Consider the following 18,868-nt stretch of genomic DNA (forward strand, 5'->3'; position numbering starts at 1 on the left):
ACAACATGAACGACGGAGACGCGAAGTGGATTTGAATCTGCAACACAAGGTCGCGATCGTGACCGGCGGCGCGTCGGGCATCGGCGCCGCGATCTCGATGCGGCTTGCCGAAGAAGGCGCGATTCCGGTGGTGTTCGCGCGCCACACGCCCGACGATGCGTTCTGGCGCGCACTCGTGCAGAAGCAGCCGCAGGCCGCATGCCTCTCGGTCGAATTGCAGGACGATGCGCAGTGCCGCGACGCGGTTGAGCAAACCATCGCGCGTTTCGGTCGCCTCGACGGCCTGGTCAACAACGCGGGCGTCAACGACAGCATCGGGCTCGATGCCGGGCGCGACGCGTTCGTTGCGTCGCTCGAACGCAACCTGATCCACTACTACGTGATGGCGCACCACTGCGTGCCGCATCTGAAGGCGTCGCGCGGCGCGATCGTCAATATTTCGTCGAAGACGGCCGTCACCGGGCAGGGCAACACGAGCGGCTATTGCGCATCGAAGGGCGCGCAGCTCGCATTGACACGCGAATGGGCGGTCGCGTTGCGTGACGACGGCGTGCGCGTGAACGCGGTGATTCCGGCCGAGGTGATGACGCCGCTGTACCGGAACTGGCTCGCCGGCTTCGACGACCCCGACGCGAAGCTGGCCGGCATCGCGGGCAAGGTGCCGCTCGGCAAGCGCTTCACGACGGCCGACGAAATCGCCGATACGGCCGTGTTCCTGCTGTCGGAACGCGCATCGCACACGACGGGCCAGTGGCTGTTCGTCGACGGCGGCTATACGCATCTCGACCGTGCGATTAGCTGAGGGCGGCGATCCATGCAACCCGACCTGAACCCGAACTCCGCACCGCCGCTGATCGCGTTGACCGGCATCGGCAAGCGCTTCCCCGGCGTGCAGGCGCTCGACGACTGCCGTTTCGACCTGCGTGCCGGCGAAGTGCATGCGCTGATGGGCGAGAACGGCGCCGGCAAGTCGACGCTGATGAAGATCCTGGCGGGCGTCTACCAGCGCGACGAAGGCGAGATCCGGATGGACGGCCGCGCGGTGGAGATCGCCGATCCGCGCGCCGCGCAGGCGCTCGGGATCGGCATCATCCATCAGGAGCTGAACCTGATGAACCACCTGAGCGTCGCGCAGAACATCTTCATCGGCCGCGAGCCGCGCGGCCGCTTCGGCGTGTTCGTCGACGAAGCGGCACTCAACCGCGACGCGGCCGCGATCTTCGCGCGGATGCGGCTCGATCTCGACCCGCGCACGCCGGTCGGCCGGCTCACGGTGGCGAAGCAGCAGATGGTCGAGATCGCGAAGGCGCTGTCGTTCGACTCGCGCGTGCTGATCATGGACGAACCGACCGCCGCGCTCAACAACGCGGAGATCGCCGAGCTGTTTCGCATCATCGGCGACTTGCGCGCACACGGTGTCGGCATCGTCTACATCTCGCACAAGATGGACGAGTTGCGCCAGATCGCCGATCGCGTGACCGTGATGCGCGACGGCAAGTACGTCGCGACCGTGCCGATGGCGGGCACGTCGATGGACACGATCATCGCGATGATGGTCGGCCGCCAGCTCGCCACCGAATGCCGCACGCCGCCCGATACGTCCGCGAACGACGTTGCGCTCGAAGTGCGCGGGCTGTCGCGCGGCCGGGCGATCCGCGATGTCGGCTTCACGCTGCGGCGCGGTGAGATCCTCGGTTTCGCCGGGTTGATGGGCGCAGGCCGCACCGAGGTCGCGCGCGCGGTGTTCGGCGCGGACCCGGTCGACGCGGGCGAGATTCGCGTGCACGGCAAGACCGTGACGATCCGCACGCCGTCCGACGCGGTGAAGCACGGTATCGGCTACCTGTCCGAGGATCGCAAGCACTTCGGGCTCGCGGTGGGGATGGACGTGCAGAACAACATCGCGCTGTCGAGCCTGCGCCGCTTCGTGCGTCGCGGCGTGTTCCTCGATGCGCGTGCGCTGCGCGACACCGCGCAGTCGTACGTGCGGCAGCTCGCGATCCGCACGCCGTCGGTCGCGCAGCCGGCGCGGCTGCTGTCGGGCGGCAACCAGCAGAAGATCGTGATCGCGAAGTGGCTGCTGCGCGACTGCGACATCCTGTTCTTCGACGAGCCGACGCGCGGCATCGACGTCGGCGCGAAAAGCGAGATCTACAAGCTGCTCGACGCGCTCGCCGCGGACGGCAAGGCGATCGTGATGATCTCGTCGGAACTGCCCGAAGTGCTCCGCATGAGCCACCGGATTCTCGTGATGTGCGAAGGGCGCGTGACCGGCGAATTGCGCGCGGCCGACGCCACGCAGGAAAAGATCATGCAGCTCGCGACGCAGCGCGAGTCGACCGTATTGTCCTGATTCAGACGCTTACCCGATCATGTCCAACGATACGCATCCCGTTCCGCCCTTGGCACCCGGCGACACGCCCGCCGCGGCCGCAGGCCTGAAAGCCCGCTTCTTCAACCCGGCCGCGCGGCAGAAGCTGCTCGCGTTCGCGAGCCTCGTGCTGCTGATCGTGTTCTTCAGCATCGCGTCACCGAACTTCCTCGAAGTCGACAACCTCGTCACGATCCTGCAGGCCACCGCGGTGAACGGCGTGCTGGCCGTCGCCTGTACCTACGTGATCATCACGTCGGGCATCGACCTGTCGGTCGGCACGCTGATGACCTTCTGCGCGGTGATGGCCGGCGTCGTGCTGACGAAGTGGGGCATGCCGCTGCCGCTCGGGATCCTGGCCGCGCTGTGCTTCGGCGCGCTGTCGGGCAGCGTATCGGGCTTCGTGATCGCGAAGATGAAGGTGCCGCCGTTCATCGCGACGCTCGGCATGATGATGCTGCTCAAGGGGCTGTCGCTCGTGATCTCGGGCACGCGGCCGATCTACTTCAACGACACGCCGGGCTTCACGTCGATCGCGCAGGATTCGCTGATCGGCAACCTGATTCCCGCGCTGCCGATTCCGAACGCGGTGCTGATCCTGTTCCTCGTCGCGATCGGCGCGTCGATCGTGCTGAACCGCACGATCTTCGGCCGCTACACGTTCGCGCTCGGCAGCAACGAGGAAGCGCTGCGGCTGTCGGGCGTGAACGTCGACGCGTGGAAGATCGCGGTCTACACGTTCAGCGGTGCGGTGTGCGGGATCGCCGGGCTGCTGATCGCGTCGCGGCTGAACTCCGCGCAGCCCGCGCTCGGGCAGGGCTACGAGCTCGATGCGATCGCGGCCGTCGTGATCGGCGGCACGTCGCTGTCGGGCGGCGCGGGCAGCATCGTCGGCACGATCATCGGCGCGTTCATCATGAGCGTGCTGACGAACGGCCTGCGCATCATGTCGGTCGCGCAGGAGTGGCAGACGGTCGTGACGGGCGTGATCATCATCCTCGCCGTCTACGTCGATATCCTGCGCCGTCGGCGCCGCTGACGCACGCACTGACGCAGGCATGTGCTTCATCGCCGGTTTCGGCCGGCGTTCCAGTCGTTTTAGTCGATACGAAAAAAAGGAGACGCGAAGTGATCAGGAGCAAGGTGTTGAACGCGATCGTCGGGCTGACGTTCGCCGTCGGCGTCACGGCCGGCGCGCAGGCGCAGGAAACCTACATCCCGTTGATCTCGAAGGGCTTCCAGCATCAGTTCTGGCAGGCCGTGAAAGCGGGCGCGACGCAGGCCGCGAAGGACTACAAGGTGAAGGTGACGTTCGAAGGGCCGGAAACCGAGGCGATGGTCGACAAGCAGATCGACATGCTGTCGGCCGCGATCGCGAAGAAGCCGGCCGCGCTCGGCTTCGCGGCGCTCGACAGCAAGGCTGCGCTGCCGCTCCTGAAGAAGGCGCAGGCCGAGAAGATCCCGGTGATCGCGTTCGACTCGGGCGTGGACAGCGACATCCCGGTGACGACGGCCGCAACCAACAACAAGGCCGCCGCGTCGCTCGCCGCCGACAAGCTCGCCGCGCTGATCGGCGACGAAGGCGAAGTGGCCGTGGTCGCGCACGACCAGACGAGCCGCACCGGCATCGACCGTCGCGACGGCTTTCTCGAACGGATGAAGTCGGCGCACCCGAAGGTGCAGGTCGTGACCGTGCAGTACGGCGAAGGCGACCAGCTGAAGTCGACCGAGGTGACGAAGTCGATCCTGCAGGCGTATCCGAAGCTCAAGGGGCTGTTCGGCACCAACGAGGGCTCGGCGATCGGCGTGGTCAACGGCGTGCGCGAGATGAAGCGCAAGGTCGTGATCGTCGGTTACGATTCCGGCAAGCAGCAGAAGGACGCGATCCGCAGCGGGCTGATGGCCGGCGCGATCACGCAGAACCCGATCGGGATCGGCTACAAGACGGTCGAGGCGGCGGTGAAGGCGATCAAGGGTGAGAAGCTGCCGAAGGTCATCGATACCGGTTTCTACTGGTACGACAAGACCAATATCGACGATCCGAAGATCGCGGCGGTGTTGTACGACTGAACGTTGCGTCGAGCGGTGGTGGCGCGCGCCGCCGCCGCGGCGACCGGACACGAGGGCATCATGAGCGCAGTGCGTATCGATTCCCATCAGCACTTCTGGCGCTATCGCGCCGCCGATTATCCGTGGATCGGCGCCGGGATGGGGGTGCTTGCGCGCGACTACCTGCCCGACGCACTGTGGCCGCTGATGCATGCGCAGGCGCTCGGCGCGTCGATCGCGGTGCAGGCGCGTGCCGGGCGCGACGAGACGGCGTTCCTGCTCGATCTCGCGCGCGACGATGCGCGCATCGCGGCGGTGGTCGGCTGGGAGGATCTCGCCGCGCCGCAGCTTGCCGATCGCATCGCCGAATGGCGCAGCCCGAAGCTGCGCGGGTTCCGCCATCAGGTGCAGGACGAAGCCGATGCCGGCGCGTTCGTCGCGGATCCGGATTTCAATCGCGGCATCGCGTGGCTGCAGGCGAACGGGTACGTGTACGACGTGCTCGTGTTCGAGCGCCAGTTGCCGGCCGTGTGGGCATTTTGTGCGCGGCACGACGCGCACTGGCTCGTGCTCGATCATGTCGGCAAGCCCGCACTGGCCGACTTCGAGCGCGACGACACCGCGCTCGTGCGCTGGCGCATCGCGTTGCGCGAGCTGGGTGCGATGCCGCATGTCGCATGCAAGTTGTCGGGGCTCGTGACCGAGGCCGACTGGAAGCGCGGGCTGCGCGGGAAGGACGTCCGGCGTATCGAGCAGTGTCTCGACGCGGCGCTCGACGCGTTCGGCCCGCAGCGGCTGATGTTCGGGTCGGACTGGCCCGTGTGCCTGCTGGCCGCGTCGTATGACGAAGTCGCGTCGATCGTCGAGCGCTGGGCCGAGTCGCGGCTGTCGGCGGCCGAGCGCAACGCGCTGTGGGGCGGCACCGCCGCGCGTTGCTATGCGGTGCCGGGCGTGGTGAAGCGCGGCATATAAAATAGGCGCGAACGGTCTGTTCGATTCGTCAGACCGTCCGGAACGAAACCGATCACCTGCATCAACGTATGTCCATCCAGCCGATTCAGAACCGCCGCCTTTACCAGCAGATCGCCGACAAGCTCAGTGCGATGATCGAGTCCGGCGATTTTCCGCCGGGCAGCTATCTGCCGCCCGAGCGCGAACTGGCCGAACAGTTCGGCGTGTCGCGCACCTCGGTGCGCGAGGCGCTGATCGCGCTCGAAGTGAGCGGGCTCGTGAGCGTGCGCGTCGGCGACGGCGTGAAGGTGCGCCACCCCGAAACGGCCGCCGCACCCGAGCCCACGCCTGTGCTTGCGGAGAAGGCCGCGCCGTTCACGATTATCGAGATCGATCCCGAACTCGGCATCGCACTCGATCTCGATACCGAAATCCCGCCGTTCGCGCTGTTGCAGGCGCGCCGGCTGATCGAGCCGGAAGCCGCGTCGCTGGCTGCGAAGCACGGCTCGGACGAGCAGATCGAAGGGATCCACGAGGCGTTCCTGCGCAACCAGGCAGACAACCTCAGTGGCTCGCTCACGCATCCGGGCGACCGGCTGTTTCATATCCGCATCGCGGAGGCGAGCGACAACGCCGCGTATGCGCTGATGATCAAGCAGCTGCTCGCGCACAAGTACGACCTGATGTTCCAGCGGCTGCAGTCGCTGTACATGCCGAACGACATGCCGCACCGGTCGGAACTGGAACACCGCGCGATCCTCGATGCGATCCGCGCGCGTGATCCGGACGCCGCGCGCCGCGCGATGGCCGAGCATCTCGACGAAGTGATCCGCATCTTCGGCCGCGCGCTCGACTGAGCGCGCTTCGAAGCGTTACCTGTTACCGGGTCAGAAGCGATCCGCGCGATACGGCGCCGGATCGGTGAACGGCGCTTCGCCCGTCATCATCTCGGCCAGCAGGCGGCCCGTGACGGGGCCGAGCGTCAGCCCGTGATGGTTGTGGCCGAACGCGAACCACAGCCCGCGATGCGCGGGCGCGGGGCCGATCACCGGGCGCATGTCGGGCGTGCACGGCCGGAAGCCGAGCCACGGGTGCGGGTCGAGCCGCTCACCGAAACCGAATACGGGCCGTGCGACGCGTTCCGCGCGTTCGAGCTGCACGCCGGTCGGCGGCACGCGGCGCCGCGCGATCTCGACGCCGGTCGTCAGCCGCAGCCCGCGCTTCATCGGGGCGATCACGTAACCGTATTCGCGATCGACGATCGGCGCCGACGGCACGCCGCGTTCGGACGGCGCGTAGTGCATGTGATAGCCGCGCTTCTCGCGCAACGGAATCTTGTATCCGAACTTGCCGAACACCGTGTCCGACCACGGCCCCAGCGCGACGACCACGGCCGGCGCGGCGGCCATCCCGTCTTGCGTCCGGACCTGCCAGCCCGGCGACAGCGCGTCGAGGCTCGCGGCGTCGCCCGTCAGCAGCGTGCCGCCGCCCTGCACGAAGAGGCGTGCGTACGCTTTGACGAGTGCGGACGGGTCGACGACGCTTTTCGGATCGAGCCAGTGCAGCGCGCCGCAGAAACCGGGCGCGAGGCTCGGTTCGTGCGCGAGCAGCGCGGCCGCATCGAGCGGCGTGATGCCGAGCCCGTGGCGGCGCGCGGTGAGCCCGGCTTCGGCCACGCCGCGTTCGAATGCGGCCGGCGTGCGGAACGCTTCCAGCCAGCCGTTCGCGCGGATCAGTTCGCCGGCGCCGGCTCGCGCGATCAGCGCGTCGTGCTCGACGATGCAACGCTCGATCAGCGGCAGCATGTCGCGTGCCGCTGCCGCGTGACGCAACGGCGCCGATTCCCACCAGAAACGTGCAAGCCACGGTGCGAATGCGGGCAGCGACGCGCTGTGCCAGTAGAGATCGGTCGAGCGGTTCAGCGCATAGCGCATCAGCGTGAACGGGCTGCGCGGGAACGGATACGGTTCGACCGACGAGCGCTCGATCAGCCCCGCGTTGCCGAAGCTCGTGCCTTCGCCGGGTGCGCCGCGATCGATGAGCGCGACCTTGCGTCCGCGATCCTGCAGGTGGAGCGCTGCGGATACGCCGACGATGCCTGCGCCGAGAACGATGACGTCGAAATCCATCGATGGTGTTGAATGACGGTTAGCGAACTGCAAGCATACTCGCGGCGGCGTGGGGTACCAAGAAGACGCACACGGCCTGCGCATGGCAGATGGCCCGGGCGCGACGATTCGCGATCGACGCGACGACGCGGGCAGTAGCATGCGCGGGATCCGGGATTCGAGGGTGACACGCGATGATCGAGTTGACCGCACCGGTTTATGCGGCGGAGTTGAAGCGCTTCCGGGCGAGCGGCAGCGTCTGGCTCGCGGCACACGAGATTCCGGCCGATGTCGATGTGCCGCCTGCGTGGCGCGCGCTGCTCGACGCGCCGGACGACAGGCTGGCGGATACGCTCTGGATCGCGTGGCACGAACGTCCGACCGAGCTCGAGCACGTGGACTTCTGGGCCGCGATGAACGCATGGTTCGAGATCTTCGTCGAGGAAGCTGACGAACAGTAGTCGTTCACTGCGTGTTCAAGCCATCTCGAACAACGGCCCCCGCCGCGCGAGTGCGTGCGTGTCGACGCGCATCATTCCTGGCCGACGCCTTCGATACGATGTGTCGGCCACGGCATCCCGCGACAGAACGTATGAAGTTTGGCGTCCCCGAGCATCCAATCCGCTGATCAATTTCCCGACGTCGACACCGGATCGGCATCGGCAAACACGTTCGCGCGTCCAGCGCCGATTCCGCATACTTTCCCGCGTTTCTCGCGGGTGTTTCCCACTGGTTGGTGATGCGAATTTTTACCTAAGATGAAGCCATCATGTGCGTAATTCGGTGCCTGCACGCGCATGGAGGGAGGCGGGAGGCAGCGCCGGAGCGACGCCAGCGGATGTTGCCATCATGGATGCGAAAGTATGCGCGTCCGCTGCCAGTCTCGCGACTGCGGCGACGCCAGCGGACGCGGCGGCAATCGCCGCGCGAACGGCGCCCGGCTGCCCGGGTCGAACCGCTCCGCTGCGCCACGCGCTGGTCGCAATCGTTTGCGTTCTGGGGGCGGCACAGGCCATGCTCGCCGGTGCTTCCGCCGGCGTCGACGATCCGGTCGACACGGTGCGTATCGTTGCCGCCACGAGCCCCGCCGATTCCGCTGACGCGTCACACGACACGGCCGTGCGTCAGGTCGTGCTGGGCATCATCAGTTTCACCCACTGGCCGACGACACCCGTTCGACTGCATCTGTGCGTCACGGGCCGGCCCGACTATGCGCGTGGCCTGACCGACACGCTGCAGGCCGGCTCGACGCTGCTCGACGTGCAGCGTGTGCGCTTCGACGATCCCGCGCTCGGCATCGCCTGCGACGTCGTCTATCTCGGCAACCTGAGCGCAGATGAGAGAGCGCGCGTGAGAGCTGCGGTGGCCGGCCATCCGGTGCTGACGATTTCGGAACACGATCCATCCTGCACCGCGGGCGGCATGTTCTGTCTCAACGTCGACAGCGAACGCGTATCGTTCGACATCAATCTCGACGCCGTCGCCCGCAGCGGGGTGCGCGTGCACCCGAACGTGCTCAATCTCGCACGGCGGCCGGGGGCACCATGACGCGGCCCGCTCCCCCCGTTTCGCTGCGGCGCGTGCCGCGCCCGACGCTGCAGAGCGTGCTGCGTCGCGCGCACCTGCGCCTCGCGTTCGTCGCCGTCGCAATGGCCGCCGTGTCGTTGATCGTGGTGGCCGTGATCGCATTGCGGGCGTATGCCGGCAACAACCTGAACCTGCTGGCCCGCTCGCTCGGTTATACGGTCGAGGCCGCGCTCGTGTTCGGCGATCGCGTCGCGGCGGCCGAGGCGATCGGGCTGATCGCCGGCGATGAAGACGTCGCACAGGTGGTGGTCACGGATAGCAAGAACCAGCCGTTCGCGACGTGGCAGCTGCCCGCCGGCAGCGGGATCGCGCGGCTCGAGCGTGTCGTCGCCGATCTCGCGCTGCCCGGGCCCGTGACCGCGCCGGTGGTGCACGACGGCATCGTCGTCGGCCACGTCGTCGTGCGCGGCCGCGGTCATCAGTTCTTCGGATTCCTGCTGGGCGGCGTGGGCGGCATTCTCGGTTGCCTGGCCGTCAGCGTGATCGGCGCGTATGTCAGCTCGAAGCGCCTGCTGCGCAGCATCGTTTCGCCGTTGCGCGCGCTGGCCGGCGTCGCCCACGCGGTGCGGCGCGAACGTGCGTTCGCGCAGCGCGTCGAGCCGGCGGCGATTGCCGAGCTCAACCAGCTCGGTGACGACTTCAACGCGTTGCTCGACGAATTCGAAGACTGGCAGAACACGCTGCGCGACGAGAACGCGTCGCTCGAACACAAGGCGACGCACGACGCGCTCACGGGGCTGCCCAACCGCGTGCAGTTCGAGTCGCGGCTCGCGCTCGCCCTCGGCGAAGCCGGGGTGACGGGGCAGCGGGTCGCGATCCTGTATCTCGACTGCGACCGCTTCAAGGAAATCAACGACTGCCTCGGCCACGAAGCCGGCGACGCGGTGCTGATCGGCATCGCGTCGCGGCTGCGCACGCAGGTGCGCGAGGCCGACCTGGTCGCGCGCCTGGGCGGCGATGAATTCGCGGTGATGCTGCCGGCCGTGCGCGAAGCGGGTAGCGTATGTCGTATTGCTGACGAGATCCTGTCCGGCATGGCGCCGTCGATCGAGCTGTCCGACGGCCGCGTGGTGGCCACCATGATGAGTGCCGGCGTTGCGCTGTATCCCGATCACGCGTCGGATGCGAGCGGCTTGTTGCGGGCGGCGGATGCCGCGATGTACCGCGCCAAGCGCGCCCGGCCAGGCTCGTGGCAACTGGCGGAAGGGGTCGCGGGGGCGGCTTGAGGTTCATCGTTTCACGCTGCGGGCGAGGCCGCGGCAGTGGGTTGCAAGAGCGCTCGCGATGCGGGTGCAATCGAAGGGGTCAATGATGAACAACATGTTTCCGGTGGGCATTGGGCGCTTGTGCGTCGGCAGCGCGCTGCTTTTGTGCATGCTGCTCGGAGGCTGCAAGACGCCGCCGCTTCATCGTGGATTGACGCAGACGCAGGTCACGGCGCTCAAGTCGGCCGGTTTCCAGGAAACCCAGCAGGGTTTCGAGTTCGGCTCGACCGGGCCGATCCTGTTCGATTTCGATCGCTACAACCTCAAGCCCGATGTGCGGCGGATCGTCGAAAGGATCGGTCGCACGCTCCGGTCGGCGGGGATTAACGGGGTACGGGTCTATGGCTACTCGGACCAGGAAGGCGTGGACGAGTATGACGTCGAGTTGTCCCGGCGGCGGGCGGAGGTCGTTTCCCTCGAACTGATCGACGTCGGGCTGGACGCGAATCGCATCGCAATCGTCGGGAAGGGGAAGAGCGATCCGGTGGGGGACAACAAGACGCCGGGCGGCAGGGCGCAGAACCGGCGGGCCGCGATCGTGGTGTCGCCGCGGTGACAGGGTGGTTGTCCTGATCGGGGAGACGGGCGGTTGCGCGCGGCGGAAATCACGCTATCGAACGCGCTGACCGATTGAGCGTCGCCGCCCCGCAGTGCCTTCGCGCGCCCGTTTTCTTCCCGGGAGTCCGCTCAATTTCATCGTGACAGGGGCGATGCGTCGCCCCGTACGGATCTGTCACACGTCTCATGCAGATTGTGTCGTGTTCCGCGCGAGCTGGCGCGGTGCTTCGGCATGGGCAGCCGCGCTTGGCCGGCCAGCCGCCGGTCCGCTTTTTTGTATTATCGAGGGCCTGATCGGAAACGTTTGCGGGTGTCTTTCACGCGTCCGGGTTTTGTCCTACATTATCGGGGCTTCGGGCCGGTCAGCCGGCTCCTGGAACCTGAGAACACAAGAAGGAACAAGAATGAGTTTCGCTCCGAATGGGGGTTTTCCCACTGGAATGGGCGGTAGTGCGTTTGGCTCGCTGAGCGCGCTCGGCGGCCTCGCCGGCCCGGTTGCGTCGAGCGTGGCCGGCAGCCTCGGGCCGCTCGCGGGCCTGGCCGGGCACGTCGACACCGTCCAGCGCGCGATGCAGCTCGCGCAGACCGGCTTCTCGCTGATGGACAAGACGCCCGGCGCGATCGCCGAGGCGATCAACGGCGCCGCCAACCCCGCGCGCCTGACCCAGCTCAACCGCTACGTGACGCTCGATACGCCGCTCGGCCCGGATGTTCTCCTGGTCAGCGCTGCCGTGGTCGACGAGCACGTGAACCGGTTGCCGGAAATCCACCTCGACCTGCTGTCGCATCGCCACGACCTGCGCCCAGAGGATCTGATCGGCCAGCAGGTGAAGATCCGGTTCGACCAGCAGGCGCGCCTGTCGACGCTCGAGCGCGTCGTCGCATCGGGCGCCGCCGATAACGACCGGTACTTCGACGGCTATGTCGCGTCGTTCGACCGGGCCGGCAACCCCGGCAACGTCACGCAGTACCACCTGACGGCGGTGCCGTGGTTCTGGTTCCTGACGCGCTCGACCGACTGCCGGATCTTCCAGAACAAGACCGCGCAAGACATCCTCACCGAGATTTTCCAGGAGCACGGCTTCTCCGATTTCGTGTTCGATATCCGGACGAACCAGAAGCCGCTCGAGTACGTCGTGATGTACCAGGAGAGCTACTTCAACTTCTGCGCGCGGCTGATGGAGCAGGAGGGGCTGGTCTGGACGCACCGTTACGAGAAGGACAAGCACATTCTGGTGATCGGCGATTCGAACCTGCTGTTCCGCCCGATCGACGGGCTCGCCACCGTGCCGTTCGCGGCGACCGAGGCGAGCGAGGACAGCGGCATCGACCAGTTGCACGAAGGCCGGCGCTTCGGTGTCGGCAAGGTCACGTTCCGCGACTTCAACCACCAGAACCCGTCGTCGCCGCTGATGCTGGTGGAGGCCGGGCCGCAGAACCTCAAGCACGCGCGGCTCGACGCGACCGAGCGGTTCGAGCACCAGTCGCTGTACGACCACGGCGACGACGGCAACCGCTACGCCCGTTTCGCGATGGAGGCCGAGGAGGCGCAGGCCCATCGCTATACCGGCGGCGGCTACGCGTGGCGCATGACCACGGCGGGCGCCGTCACGGTGGCGAATCACCCGGTGCTCGAGAACAACCAGGAATACGTGATCCTGCAGGTGCGTCACGAGGCGGTGAACGACTACACGCAGCACAGCGCCAAGCTGCCGTACCGCAACAGCTTCGCGCTGCTGCCGAAGAAGGTGCCGTATCGCGCGCCGCGCGGCACGCCGAAGCCGGTGATTCATGGCACGCAGTCGGCGATGGTCGTCGGGCCGAAGGGCGAGGAAATCTACACCAACGGGAGCGCCGTGAAGGTGCATTTCCCGTGGGACCGGCGCGGCAAGAAGGACGGCTCCGATTCGATGTGGGTGCGCGTGTCGCAACCGTGGGCGGGCGACGGCTGGGGTGCGGCCGCGATTCCGCGGATCAAGCAGGAAGTACTCGTCGCGTTCAATCAAGGCGACCCGGATAACCCGGTGATCGTCGGTCGTGTGTTCAACGGCGAACAAGGCAACCCGTACCACGGTGCGGCCGGCCAGACGATGGGGATCAAGAGCCAGACGCACAAGGGGCAGGGGTCGAACGAGATCCGCATGACCGACACGAACGGCATGCAGGAATTCTTCATGCATGCGCAAAAGGACATGAACACCGTCGTCGAGAACAACGAGACGCACAAGGTGCTGGGGCCGATGCGTACCGTGCTGGTGGCGACGGGCAGCGAGGAGAAGCAGATTCCGCAGGGCAACCTGACCGAGACGATCGCCGAGAAGCGCAGTACGACCGCGACCACCGTCGAGGTGATGACGCCGGCCAAGGATGGCGGCGGCGGCACGCAGGTCCACATGGCCGAGCGCGGCATCCTGCTGAAGGTGATGGACAGCTCGATCTCGCTCGCGCCGGAAGGCATCCGCCTCGAGCACAAGGGCTCCGTGATCCTGATGACCGACGACGGCGTGATGGTCAACGGTACGCGCATCGACCTCAACAAATAATACGAACGAAACCAGCCATGCACTACGCAATCCACGAAGGCACCTTTGAACTGCCGGACGCGGCGCTCGACCGCACCGTCAACATCCTGATGATGAACGCCGGCCCTGGCGGCCTCAATCTCGTGATCGCCCGCGGGCGGTTGCGCGACGGGGAGAATCTCGACGCGTTCGTCGCACGCGAATGGGAAGTGGCGTCGCGCGATGCCAGGATGCTGACCGAGAAAGCACGTCGGCCGGTGACGGTGGGTTCCCGTGCGGGCATTCAGATCGATTCCACGCTCGAGCGGGATGGCAGGCTCTGGCATCAGGTGCAGACGATGTTTCCGTCGGACGACGCCGGCCGCGTGCTGGTGATGACGTTGACCAGCGCGGCACCGCTGACCGAAGAACAGCAGGCGATCGCCGAACGCATGCTCGCCAGTTTCCAGCCGCGCGCGGCGCGGCCGTCCCTGCTCGGGCCGGGTGACGCGTCGTGAGCGCGGAGAACTTCGCGGCCGCTCGCTTCGAAGATCCGATCCAGCACACGACGTTGATGGGGGAGCTTGTCGGCACGGTTGGGTCCGTGGTCGGCGGGGCCATCGTCGGTGCATTGGTGGCGGAGGCGATGGAGGGGCTGGTGTTCGCCGGCCTCGCTGCGCTCGAGATCGGCACGATGGGGCTGGCGACACCGCTCGTGATTGCGATCGGCGTGGGCGTGGCGGTCGGCTCCGGCGCGCTGATGGAAGCGAGCGGCATGAACGAGGCCATCGACGACGGCGCGAAGGCGCTGGCCAATTCGATCGTGCCGCCCGTGATCAAAGGCAAGATCGCAAGCGGGTCGGGGAACGTTTACGTCAACAACAAGCCGGCTTCACGGGCGGCGAAGCCGGGCGATCTCGATACCGTTGCGTGTACCGATCATCCCGGGCCGCAGATGATTGCCGACGGGTCGGGCAGCGTTTATATCAACGATCAACCGGCCGCGCGGGTTGGCGACAAGACGACGTGCGACGGGACGATTGCCGAAGGCTCGGACAACGTCTTCATCGGCGGTGGCACGCAGCGGGTGCGGGACGTGAAGTCGGCCACGCGGCTCGGGTGGCTGGGGGCGGCGCTCGGTATCGCGCTCGCGGTGTGCGGCCGCGGGAAGATGAGCTGGGGCGACTTTCTGAAGAGCAAGGTGCCGTGTCTTGCAGTCAATTTCGCGGCGAGTGCGTTCGGTACCTGGCTGGGTAGTCTGGCGCGGCCTTCGGCGGGGCATCCGGTTAACGTCATTACCGGCAGCAAGGTTCTCGATGGCATGGACGATACCGACTTCGTGCTGCCCGGGCCGCTGCCGATCGTTTGGCAGCGCTTCTATAGCAGCCTCGATGATCGTGCCGACAGCCTGTTCGGGACGGGATGGAGCGTGCCGATCAGCGTCGAGTTGCGGCTCGCGCGCGAACATGGCGAAGTTGCATCGATCACGTACTGGGACGAGCAGGGGCGCGATATCGTGTTTCCGGCCGTGCCGCCGGGTGAGAGCCATTTCAGCGTGCCTGAAGGCATTTACCTGATCTGCACCGAGGGTGGCCACTATGTGGTCGAAACGGTCGACGGTGTGTATCGCGATTTCGGCCGTGCTCGTACCGATGCGGGTAGCGAAGCGCTCAAGCTGAGGCGTATCGAGGACCGCAACGGTAACTGGATCGAGGTGGAGCAAGAAACGGCTGACGAGGTTGTGCGGCCCGTTCGGTTGCACGATAGCGCCGGTCGCTTGCTGACACTGTCCTACGACAAGTTGCATCCGCAACGTATTGCCGCGATCGAATTGACCCGTGGCGTTGACGGTGAACAACCCGACACGCTGGTGCGGTACGCGTACAGCCATACCGGCGAACTGGTGGCCGTTACCGATCGTAGCGGCCATATCGGGCGACGCTTTGCATACGAGCATGGACTGATGGTCCAGCACACGCTGCGTGGCGGCCTGCAGTGTTTCTATGCGTGGCAGGGTGTTGGTCGCGATGCGCGCGTCGTGCGCCACTGGACCAACGACGGCGAAGCGTACACATTCGATGCGGACCTCGCGCAGCGTTCGGTGACGATTACCGATCAGATCGGTCGCGTTACGCGCTGGACGTGGAATGAGGATCAGCAGCCGACGAGCCATACGGATGCAGAAGGCCATGTGTGGCAGCTCGAGTGGAACGCGATGCGGCAGTTGGTCAGCACGACCGACCCGGCAGGGAACACGACGCGCTTCGAATACGACGAGCGCGGGCGTCAGACTCAGCGCATCGACGCACTTGGTCAGGTCGAGCGGACTGAGTGGAATGGGTACTACGACCTGCCTGTAGCGGAAACCGATCCGGCGAATTCGCGCTGGATTTACCGTTACGACGATCTCGGCAACCTGACGATGACGCGCGATCCGGCGGGTTTTGCGACCGAATATCACCGGGACGAGCGCGGGCTCGTGCACACGATTCGCGATGCGCGGGGTGGGTACAAGTTCCTCGAGTGGAATGGCCGTGCGCAGTTGACGTCGTATACCGATTGTTCCGGCAAGGTTACGCGGTTTGCGTATGACGCACGCGGTGCGCTCGCGCGTGTGACCGATGCGGCCGGGCAGTCGACGGTGTACGAAACCGATGCGATGGGGCGGGTCACGGGGATCGGGACGGCTGATGGTGCTCGTCAGGCGTTCCGGTATGACGTGGCTGGGCGTCTCGTTGAGGTTGTCGATGCGAATCAGCGCAGCACGCGGTATGAGCTTAATCCGCGTGGGCTGCTGCTTTCGCGTACCGACGCGGCAAATCGCGTCGTGCGATTCGGTTACGACGATGCGTTCCGGCTTGCGAGCTTGACCAACGAGAACCGTGAGTCGTATCGCTTTCAGTATGACCATCGCGATTTGGTGGCTGCGCAGATCGGGCTTGATGGCCACAAGCGCATTTACGAATACGACTCGTGCGGCCAAGGCACGATCGTGCGGGATGGAAAGATCGAGACGCGATACGAGCGCGATGCGATCGGACGACTGATTGCGAAGCAAGCCACGCATGAGCGTTGTGAGTACTTGTACGACAAGGCAAGCCGAATCGCGTCGGCCGAGTTGTACACGCTGGCCGCTCGTGGGCCGTCGCTGAAGAATCGGGTCAGTCTGAAGTACGGTGCGCGCGGTGAGGTGCTCGAGGAATACACGCCGACGGGCTGGCTTGCGCATACCTACGATGAGCTTGGTAACCGCGTCAGCACCACGATTTCAGGTGAGCGCACGATTGATTGGCTGCATTACGGTTCGGGGCATGTGCACCAGATCCGTGTTGACGGTACCGCAGTTGCTGACATCGAGCGCGATGATCTGCATCGGGAAGTTCTGCGGACGCAAGGCAAGCTGACGAGTCATTTCGGGTACGACGCGGTGGGCCGTCGTGCTCGGCAAGTTGCACAGCGAGGTCGGGCGGCGGACGAGTTGCTTGCGAAGCAATGGCAATACGATGCCGCAGGCGACGTGATCCAGAAGCGGGATCTGCGCTATGGCACGACGAGCTACCGATATGACCCGACGGGGCGCATTGAACAGGCGGCCGGGCCGGGATTGCCGTCGGAAGTGTTTCGCTGGGACGCAGCGGCGAACCTGGTGTCGAGCGATCACCCGGGAGGCTTCGTCGAGCACAACCGGCTCAAGATGTTCGAGGACAAGCGCTTCGAGTACGACGTTTATGGGCGGCTGGTTCGCAAGTTGAGTGGGCACGGACCGGCTAAAGAGTTGGCGCTTGAGTACGACGACTGGAACCAGCTGAAGACCGTCGTGACGAAGGACCGGCTTGGTGTCGGGACGACGCATTTCGAATACGACGCTTTCGGTCGGCGGATTCGTAAGCTCAATGGGGGTTACGCGAGTACGGATTTCCTGTGGGACGGCATGCGGCTCGTGCAGGAGACGTACCACGACCGTCAGGGCGAGGAAGCGCTCACGTACTTGTATGAGTCGAATAGCTACGTGCCGCTGGCACGGATCGATCAGGGTAAGGCGGCGGCTAACGACGCCAATGCACGGGATGCCGTCTACTATTTCCACAACGATGTGTCGGGGTTGCCGGAGGAATTGACTAACGCCGATGGCGAGTTGATCTGGCAGGCCCGGTACAAGGTGTGGGGCAATGCGGTGCAGGAAGAGTGGGTCGCGCGGGCGCCCCAGCAGCTGACGCCGAAATGGGGTGATGTGCAAGCGGTGGCGCCAGTGCCTGCTAATGTGCCGCGGGCGCAAAACCTGCGTTTCCAGGGGCAGTATCTGGACCGTGAAACTGGGTTGCACTACAACACGTTCCGGTTCTACGATCCTGACATCGGGCGCTTTATCAATCCTGATCCAATTGGGTTGATGGGCGGAACTAACCTCTATCACTATGCGCGAAACCCGATCTCGTGGATTGATCCGTTCGGGCTGTCCCCATGCTCAGCTAAGTCCACGCCGGAATCGTTTGAGGATTGGGTGGCGCGCAGCCGCGGCAAGGCCGATGTGTATCTGAGAAGTGCAAAGGGGCAAGAGCCCAGCTATGTCGGGATAGCAAAAGATCCGTCCACACGCTACCCCAAAAACCTTGGTTATAGACTCGACTTGCTTACAGATGAGACGGGGCAGCTTCCGAGAAATCAGGCAAGATCTGTTGAGCAAGCGGTAATTGATGCAAAGCGCGGTGAATTTACGAACATTGATAATAGTATTGATCCGAGTCGCCCCTTGTATAAGGATGCTGTAGCATGGGGTCGAAACTGGTTGCAGGATAATGGATGGGGGCATCTACTCGAATGAATCAAGTGAAAATGAATCAAGTGAAAATGAAGGAAGTGATTAATCTCCTGGAGGGCGGAAAGAAGGTGAGCCCAGAAAGAGGGGATTTATTTGTTATGCATATGAGGGGAGTTGGATTTATTCCTGGTCTCGTGGTGAAGGATGATTTCAAATATGGTTCGGAAGAGCTTTGTATAATTTATCTTTACAATGAGATTTCGGTTGAGAAAAACTTCAAGTTTGCATTGGATAAGAACAATTTGATCGTGCCGCCTGCCCTTGTTACTGCTATGGACTGGCGAGCAAAGGGAGGATTCGAAAATATCGGGCGACTGGGTGAGTCGGATATGGATATTTTCCCGAATCATTGTTTCTATGATCGGCTTCGGAGGCGCTATGTTGATAATAATGGCGAGGTGTGTGAGAAATTCGAACCGTGTGGAATTCGTGCGATCTCAAATATCGGTGCGGAGGCTATAGATATTTATCAGAAATTGAATCCAGGTGTTGAGGTTGTTGAATAATCGTTTTTTCGACGGAGCCAGCATCCGACTGACAGGAGTATGTCGCATACATGTGGTTGTATAAAAGTAGGTTTTACGTATTTTGTCTCTGGTGGTTCCCTGGTCTGGTGGGCAGTGTGATGAAGGACTAGGGACTCTCGTTTCGATGTATGT

Annotated in this window: 15 protein-coding genes; 14 read left to right on the top strand and 1 reads right to left on the bottom strand. The window is 64.8% G+C overall.

Translation table 11 applies throughout. The features are described 5' to 3' along the window. Positions 1–25: 25 nt before the first annotated feature. The 6 genes from BDI24065_RS01275 to BDI24065_RS01300 all read left to right on the top strand — a co-directional run bounded on the left by BDI24065_RS01275 (position 26) and on the right by BDI24065_RS01300 (position 6,228). Positions 26–802 (top strand): SDR family oxidoreductase, encoded by a 777-nt coding sequence (locus tag BDI24065_RS01275; protein ID WP_175029646.1) that lies wholly within the window; start codon positions 26–28, stop codon positions 800–802. A 12-nt stretch (positions 803–814) separates the two neighbouring features. Then, complete coding sequence (locus BDI24065_RS01280) at positions 815–2,353, top strand: sugar ABC transporter ATP-binding protein (RefSeq protein ID WP_175029647.1); 1,539 nt, start codon at positions 815–817, stop codon at positions 2,351–2,353. Positions 2,354–2,372: 19 nt separating this feature from the next. Next, positions 2,373–3,410: an ABC transporter permease gene (locus BDI24065_RS01285; RefSeq protein ID WP_175029648.1), complete on the top strand. Its 1,038-nt coding sequence runs from the start codon at positions 2,373–2,375 to the stop codon at positions 3,408–3,410. An 89-nt stretch (positions 3,411–3,499) separates the two neighbouring features. Beyond that, positions 3,500–4,441, top strand: a complete 942-nt coding sequence (locus BDI24065_RS01290) for an ABC transporter substrate-binding protein (protein ID WP_089441826.1) — start codon at positions 3,500–3,502, stop codon at positions 4,439–4,441. A gap of 60 nt (positions 4,442–4,501) precedes the next feature. Further along, entirely contained in the window at positions 4,502–5,392 is an 891-nt protein-coding gene (locus tag BDI24065_RS01295) for an amidohydrolase family protein (protein ID WP_175029649.1), read from the top strand. 68 nt (positions 5,393–5,460) lie between these two features. Continuing rightward, on the top strand, positions 5,461–6,228 hold the full coding sequence (locus BDI24065_RS01300; protein ID WP_175029650.1) for a FadR/GntR family transcriptional regulator: 768 nt from the start codon (positions 5,461–5,463) through the stop codon (positions 6,226–6,228). A gap of 30 nt (positions 6,229–6,258) precedes the next feature. On the opposite strand, the gene BDI24065_RS01305 is transcribed toward BDI24065_RS01300, so the two are convergent. Continuing rightward, a complete protein-coding gene (locus BDI24065_RS01305; protein WP_175029651.1) occupies positions 6,259–7,500 on the bottom strand; it encodes an NAD(P)/FAD-dependent oxidoreductase in 1,242 nt (413 codons plus the stop codon). Positions 7,501–7,673: 173 nt separating this feature from the next. On the opposite strand from BDI24065_RS01305, the gene BDI24065_RS01310 reads away from it, so the two are divergent. The 8 genes from BDI24065_RS01310 (at position 7,674) to BDI24065_RS01345 (ending at position 18,715) form a co-directional block, all read left to right on the top strand. Then, on the top strand, positions 7,674–7,940 hold the full coding sequence (locus BDI24065_RS01310; RefSeq protein ID WP_175029652.1) for a hypothetical protein: 267 nt from the start codon (positions 7,674–7,676) through the stop codon (positions 7,938–7,940). Positions 7,941–8,328: 388 nt separating this feature from the next. Then, positions 8,329–9,027, top strand: coding sequence for a YfiR family protein (locus BDI24065_RS01315; RefSeq protein WP_175029653.1), 699 nt, complete (start codon positions 8,329–8,331; stop codon positions 9,025–9,027). Further along, the gene (locus BDI24065_RS01320; RefSeq protein ID WP_175029654.1) at positions 9,024–10,292 is read left to right on the top strand and encodes a diguanylate cyclase domain-containing protein; all 1,269 of its coding nucleotides are present in this window, start codon (positions 9,024–9,026) and stop codon (positions 10,290–10,292) included. The genes BDI24065_RS01315 and BDI24065_RS01320 overlap by 4 nt, the downstream gene beginning before the upstream one ends. 85 nt (positions 10,293–10,377) lie before the next feature. Beyond that, a complete protein-coding gene (locus BDI24065_RS01325) occupies positions 10,378–10,887 on the top strand; it encodes an OmpA family protein (protein ID WP_175029715.1) in 510 nt (169 codons plus the stop codon). A 406-nt stretch (positions 10,888–11,293) separates the two neighbouring features. Beyond that, a complete protein-coding gene (locus BDI24065_RS01330; protein ID WP_175029655.1) occupies positions 11,294–13,432 on the top strand; it encodes a type VI secretion system Vgr family protein in 2,139 nt (712 codons plus the stop codon). Positions 13,433–13,449: 17 nt separating this feature from the next. Continuing rightward, positions 13,450–13,908, top strand: coding sequence for a DcrB-related protein (locus BDI24065_RS01335; RefSeq protein ID WP_175029656.1), 459 nt, complete (start codon positions 13,450–13,452; stop codon positions 13,906–13,908). Continuing rightward, positions 13,905–18,212: an RHS repeat-associated core domain-containing protein gene (locus BDI24065_RS01340; RefSeq protein WP_254609642.1), complete on the top strand. Its 4,308-nt coding sequence runs from the start codon at positions 13,905–13,907 to the stop codon at positions 18,210–18,212. The genes BDI24065_RS01335 and BDI24065_RS01340 overlap by 4 nt, the downstream gene beginning before the upstream one ends. Further along, on the top strand, positions 18,191–18,715 hold the full coding sequence (locus BDI24065_RS01345; RefSeq protein WP_175029657.1) for a hypothetical protein: 525 nt from the start codon (positions 18,191–18,193) through the stop codon (positions 18,713–18,715). The genes BDI24065_RS01340 and BDI24065_RS01345 overlap by 22 nt, the downstream gene beginning before the upstream one ends. Positions 18,716–18,868 lie beyond the last annotated feature (153 nt).

The organism is Burkholderia lata (assembly GCF_902499025.1).
GTDB classification, from domain to species: domain Bacteria; phylum Pseudomonadota; class Gammaproteobacteria; order Burkholderiales; family Burkholderiaceae; genus Burkholderia; species Burkholderia lata_C.

What these genes read in the sequence shown, in the direction of transcription:
- BDI24065_RS01280 (WP_175029647.1), top strand. Translation starts at nt 815, where the DNA reads ATGCAACCCGACCTGAACCCGAACTCCGCACCGCCGCTGATCGCGTTG.
- BDI24065_RS01285 (WP_175029648.1), top strand. Translation starts at nt 2,373, where the DNA reads ATGTCCAACGATACGCATCCCGTTCCGCCCTTGGCACCCGGCGACACG.
- BDI24065_RS01295 (WP_175029649.1), top strand. Translation starts at nt 4,502, where the DNA reads ATGAGCGCAGTGCGTATCGATTCCCATCAGCACTTCTGGCGCTATCGC.
- BDI24065_RS01300 (WP_175029650.1), top strand. Translation starts at nt 5,461, where the DNA reads ATGTCCATCCAGCCGATTCAGAACCGCCGCCTTTACCAGCAGATCGCC.
- BDI24065_RS01305 (WP_175029651.1), bottom strand. Translation starts at nt 7,500, where the DNA reads ATGGATTTCGACGTCATCGTTCTCGGCGCAGGCATCGTCGGCGTATCC.
- BDI24065_RS01310 (WP_175029652.1), top strand. Translation starts at nt 7,674, where the DNA reads ATGATCGAGTTGACCGCACCGGTTTATGCGGCGGAGTTGAAGCGCTTC.
- BDI24065_RS01315 (WP_175029653.1), top strand. Translation starts at nt 8,329, where the DNA reads ATGGATGCGAAAGTATGCGCGTCCGCTGCCAGTCTCGCGACTGCGGCG.
- BDI24065_RS01320 (WP_175029654.1), top strand. Translation starts at nt 9,024, where the DNA reads ATGACGCGGCCCGCTCCCCCCGTTTCGCTGCGGCGCGTGCCGCGCCCG.
- BDI24065_RS01325 (WP_175029715.1), top strand. Translation starts at nt 10,378, where the DNA reads ATGAACAACATGTTTCCGGTGGGCATTGGGCGCTTGTGCGTCGGCAGC.
- BDI24065_RS01330 (WP_175029655.1), top strand. Translation starts at nt 11,294, where the DNA reads ATGAGTTTCGCTCCGAATGGGGGTTTTCCCACTGGAATGGGCGGTAGT.
- BDI24065_RS01335 (WP_175029656.1), top strand. Translation starts at nt 13,450, where the DNA reads ATGCACTACGCAATCCACGAAGGCACCTTTGAACTGCCGGACGCGGCG.
- BDI24065_RS01345 (WP_175029657.1), top strand. Translation starts at nt 18,191, where the DNA reads ATGGGGGCATCTACTCGAATGAATCAAGTGAAAATGAATCAAGTGAAA.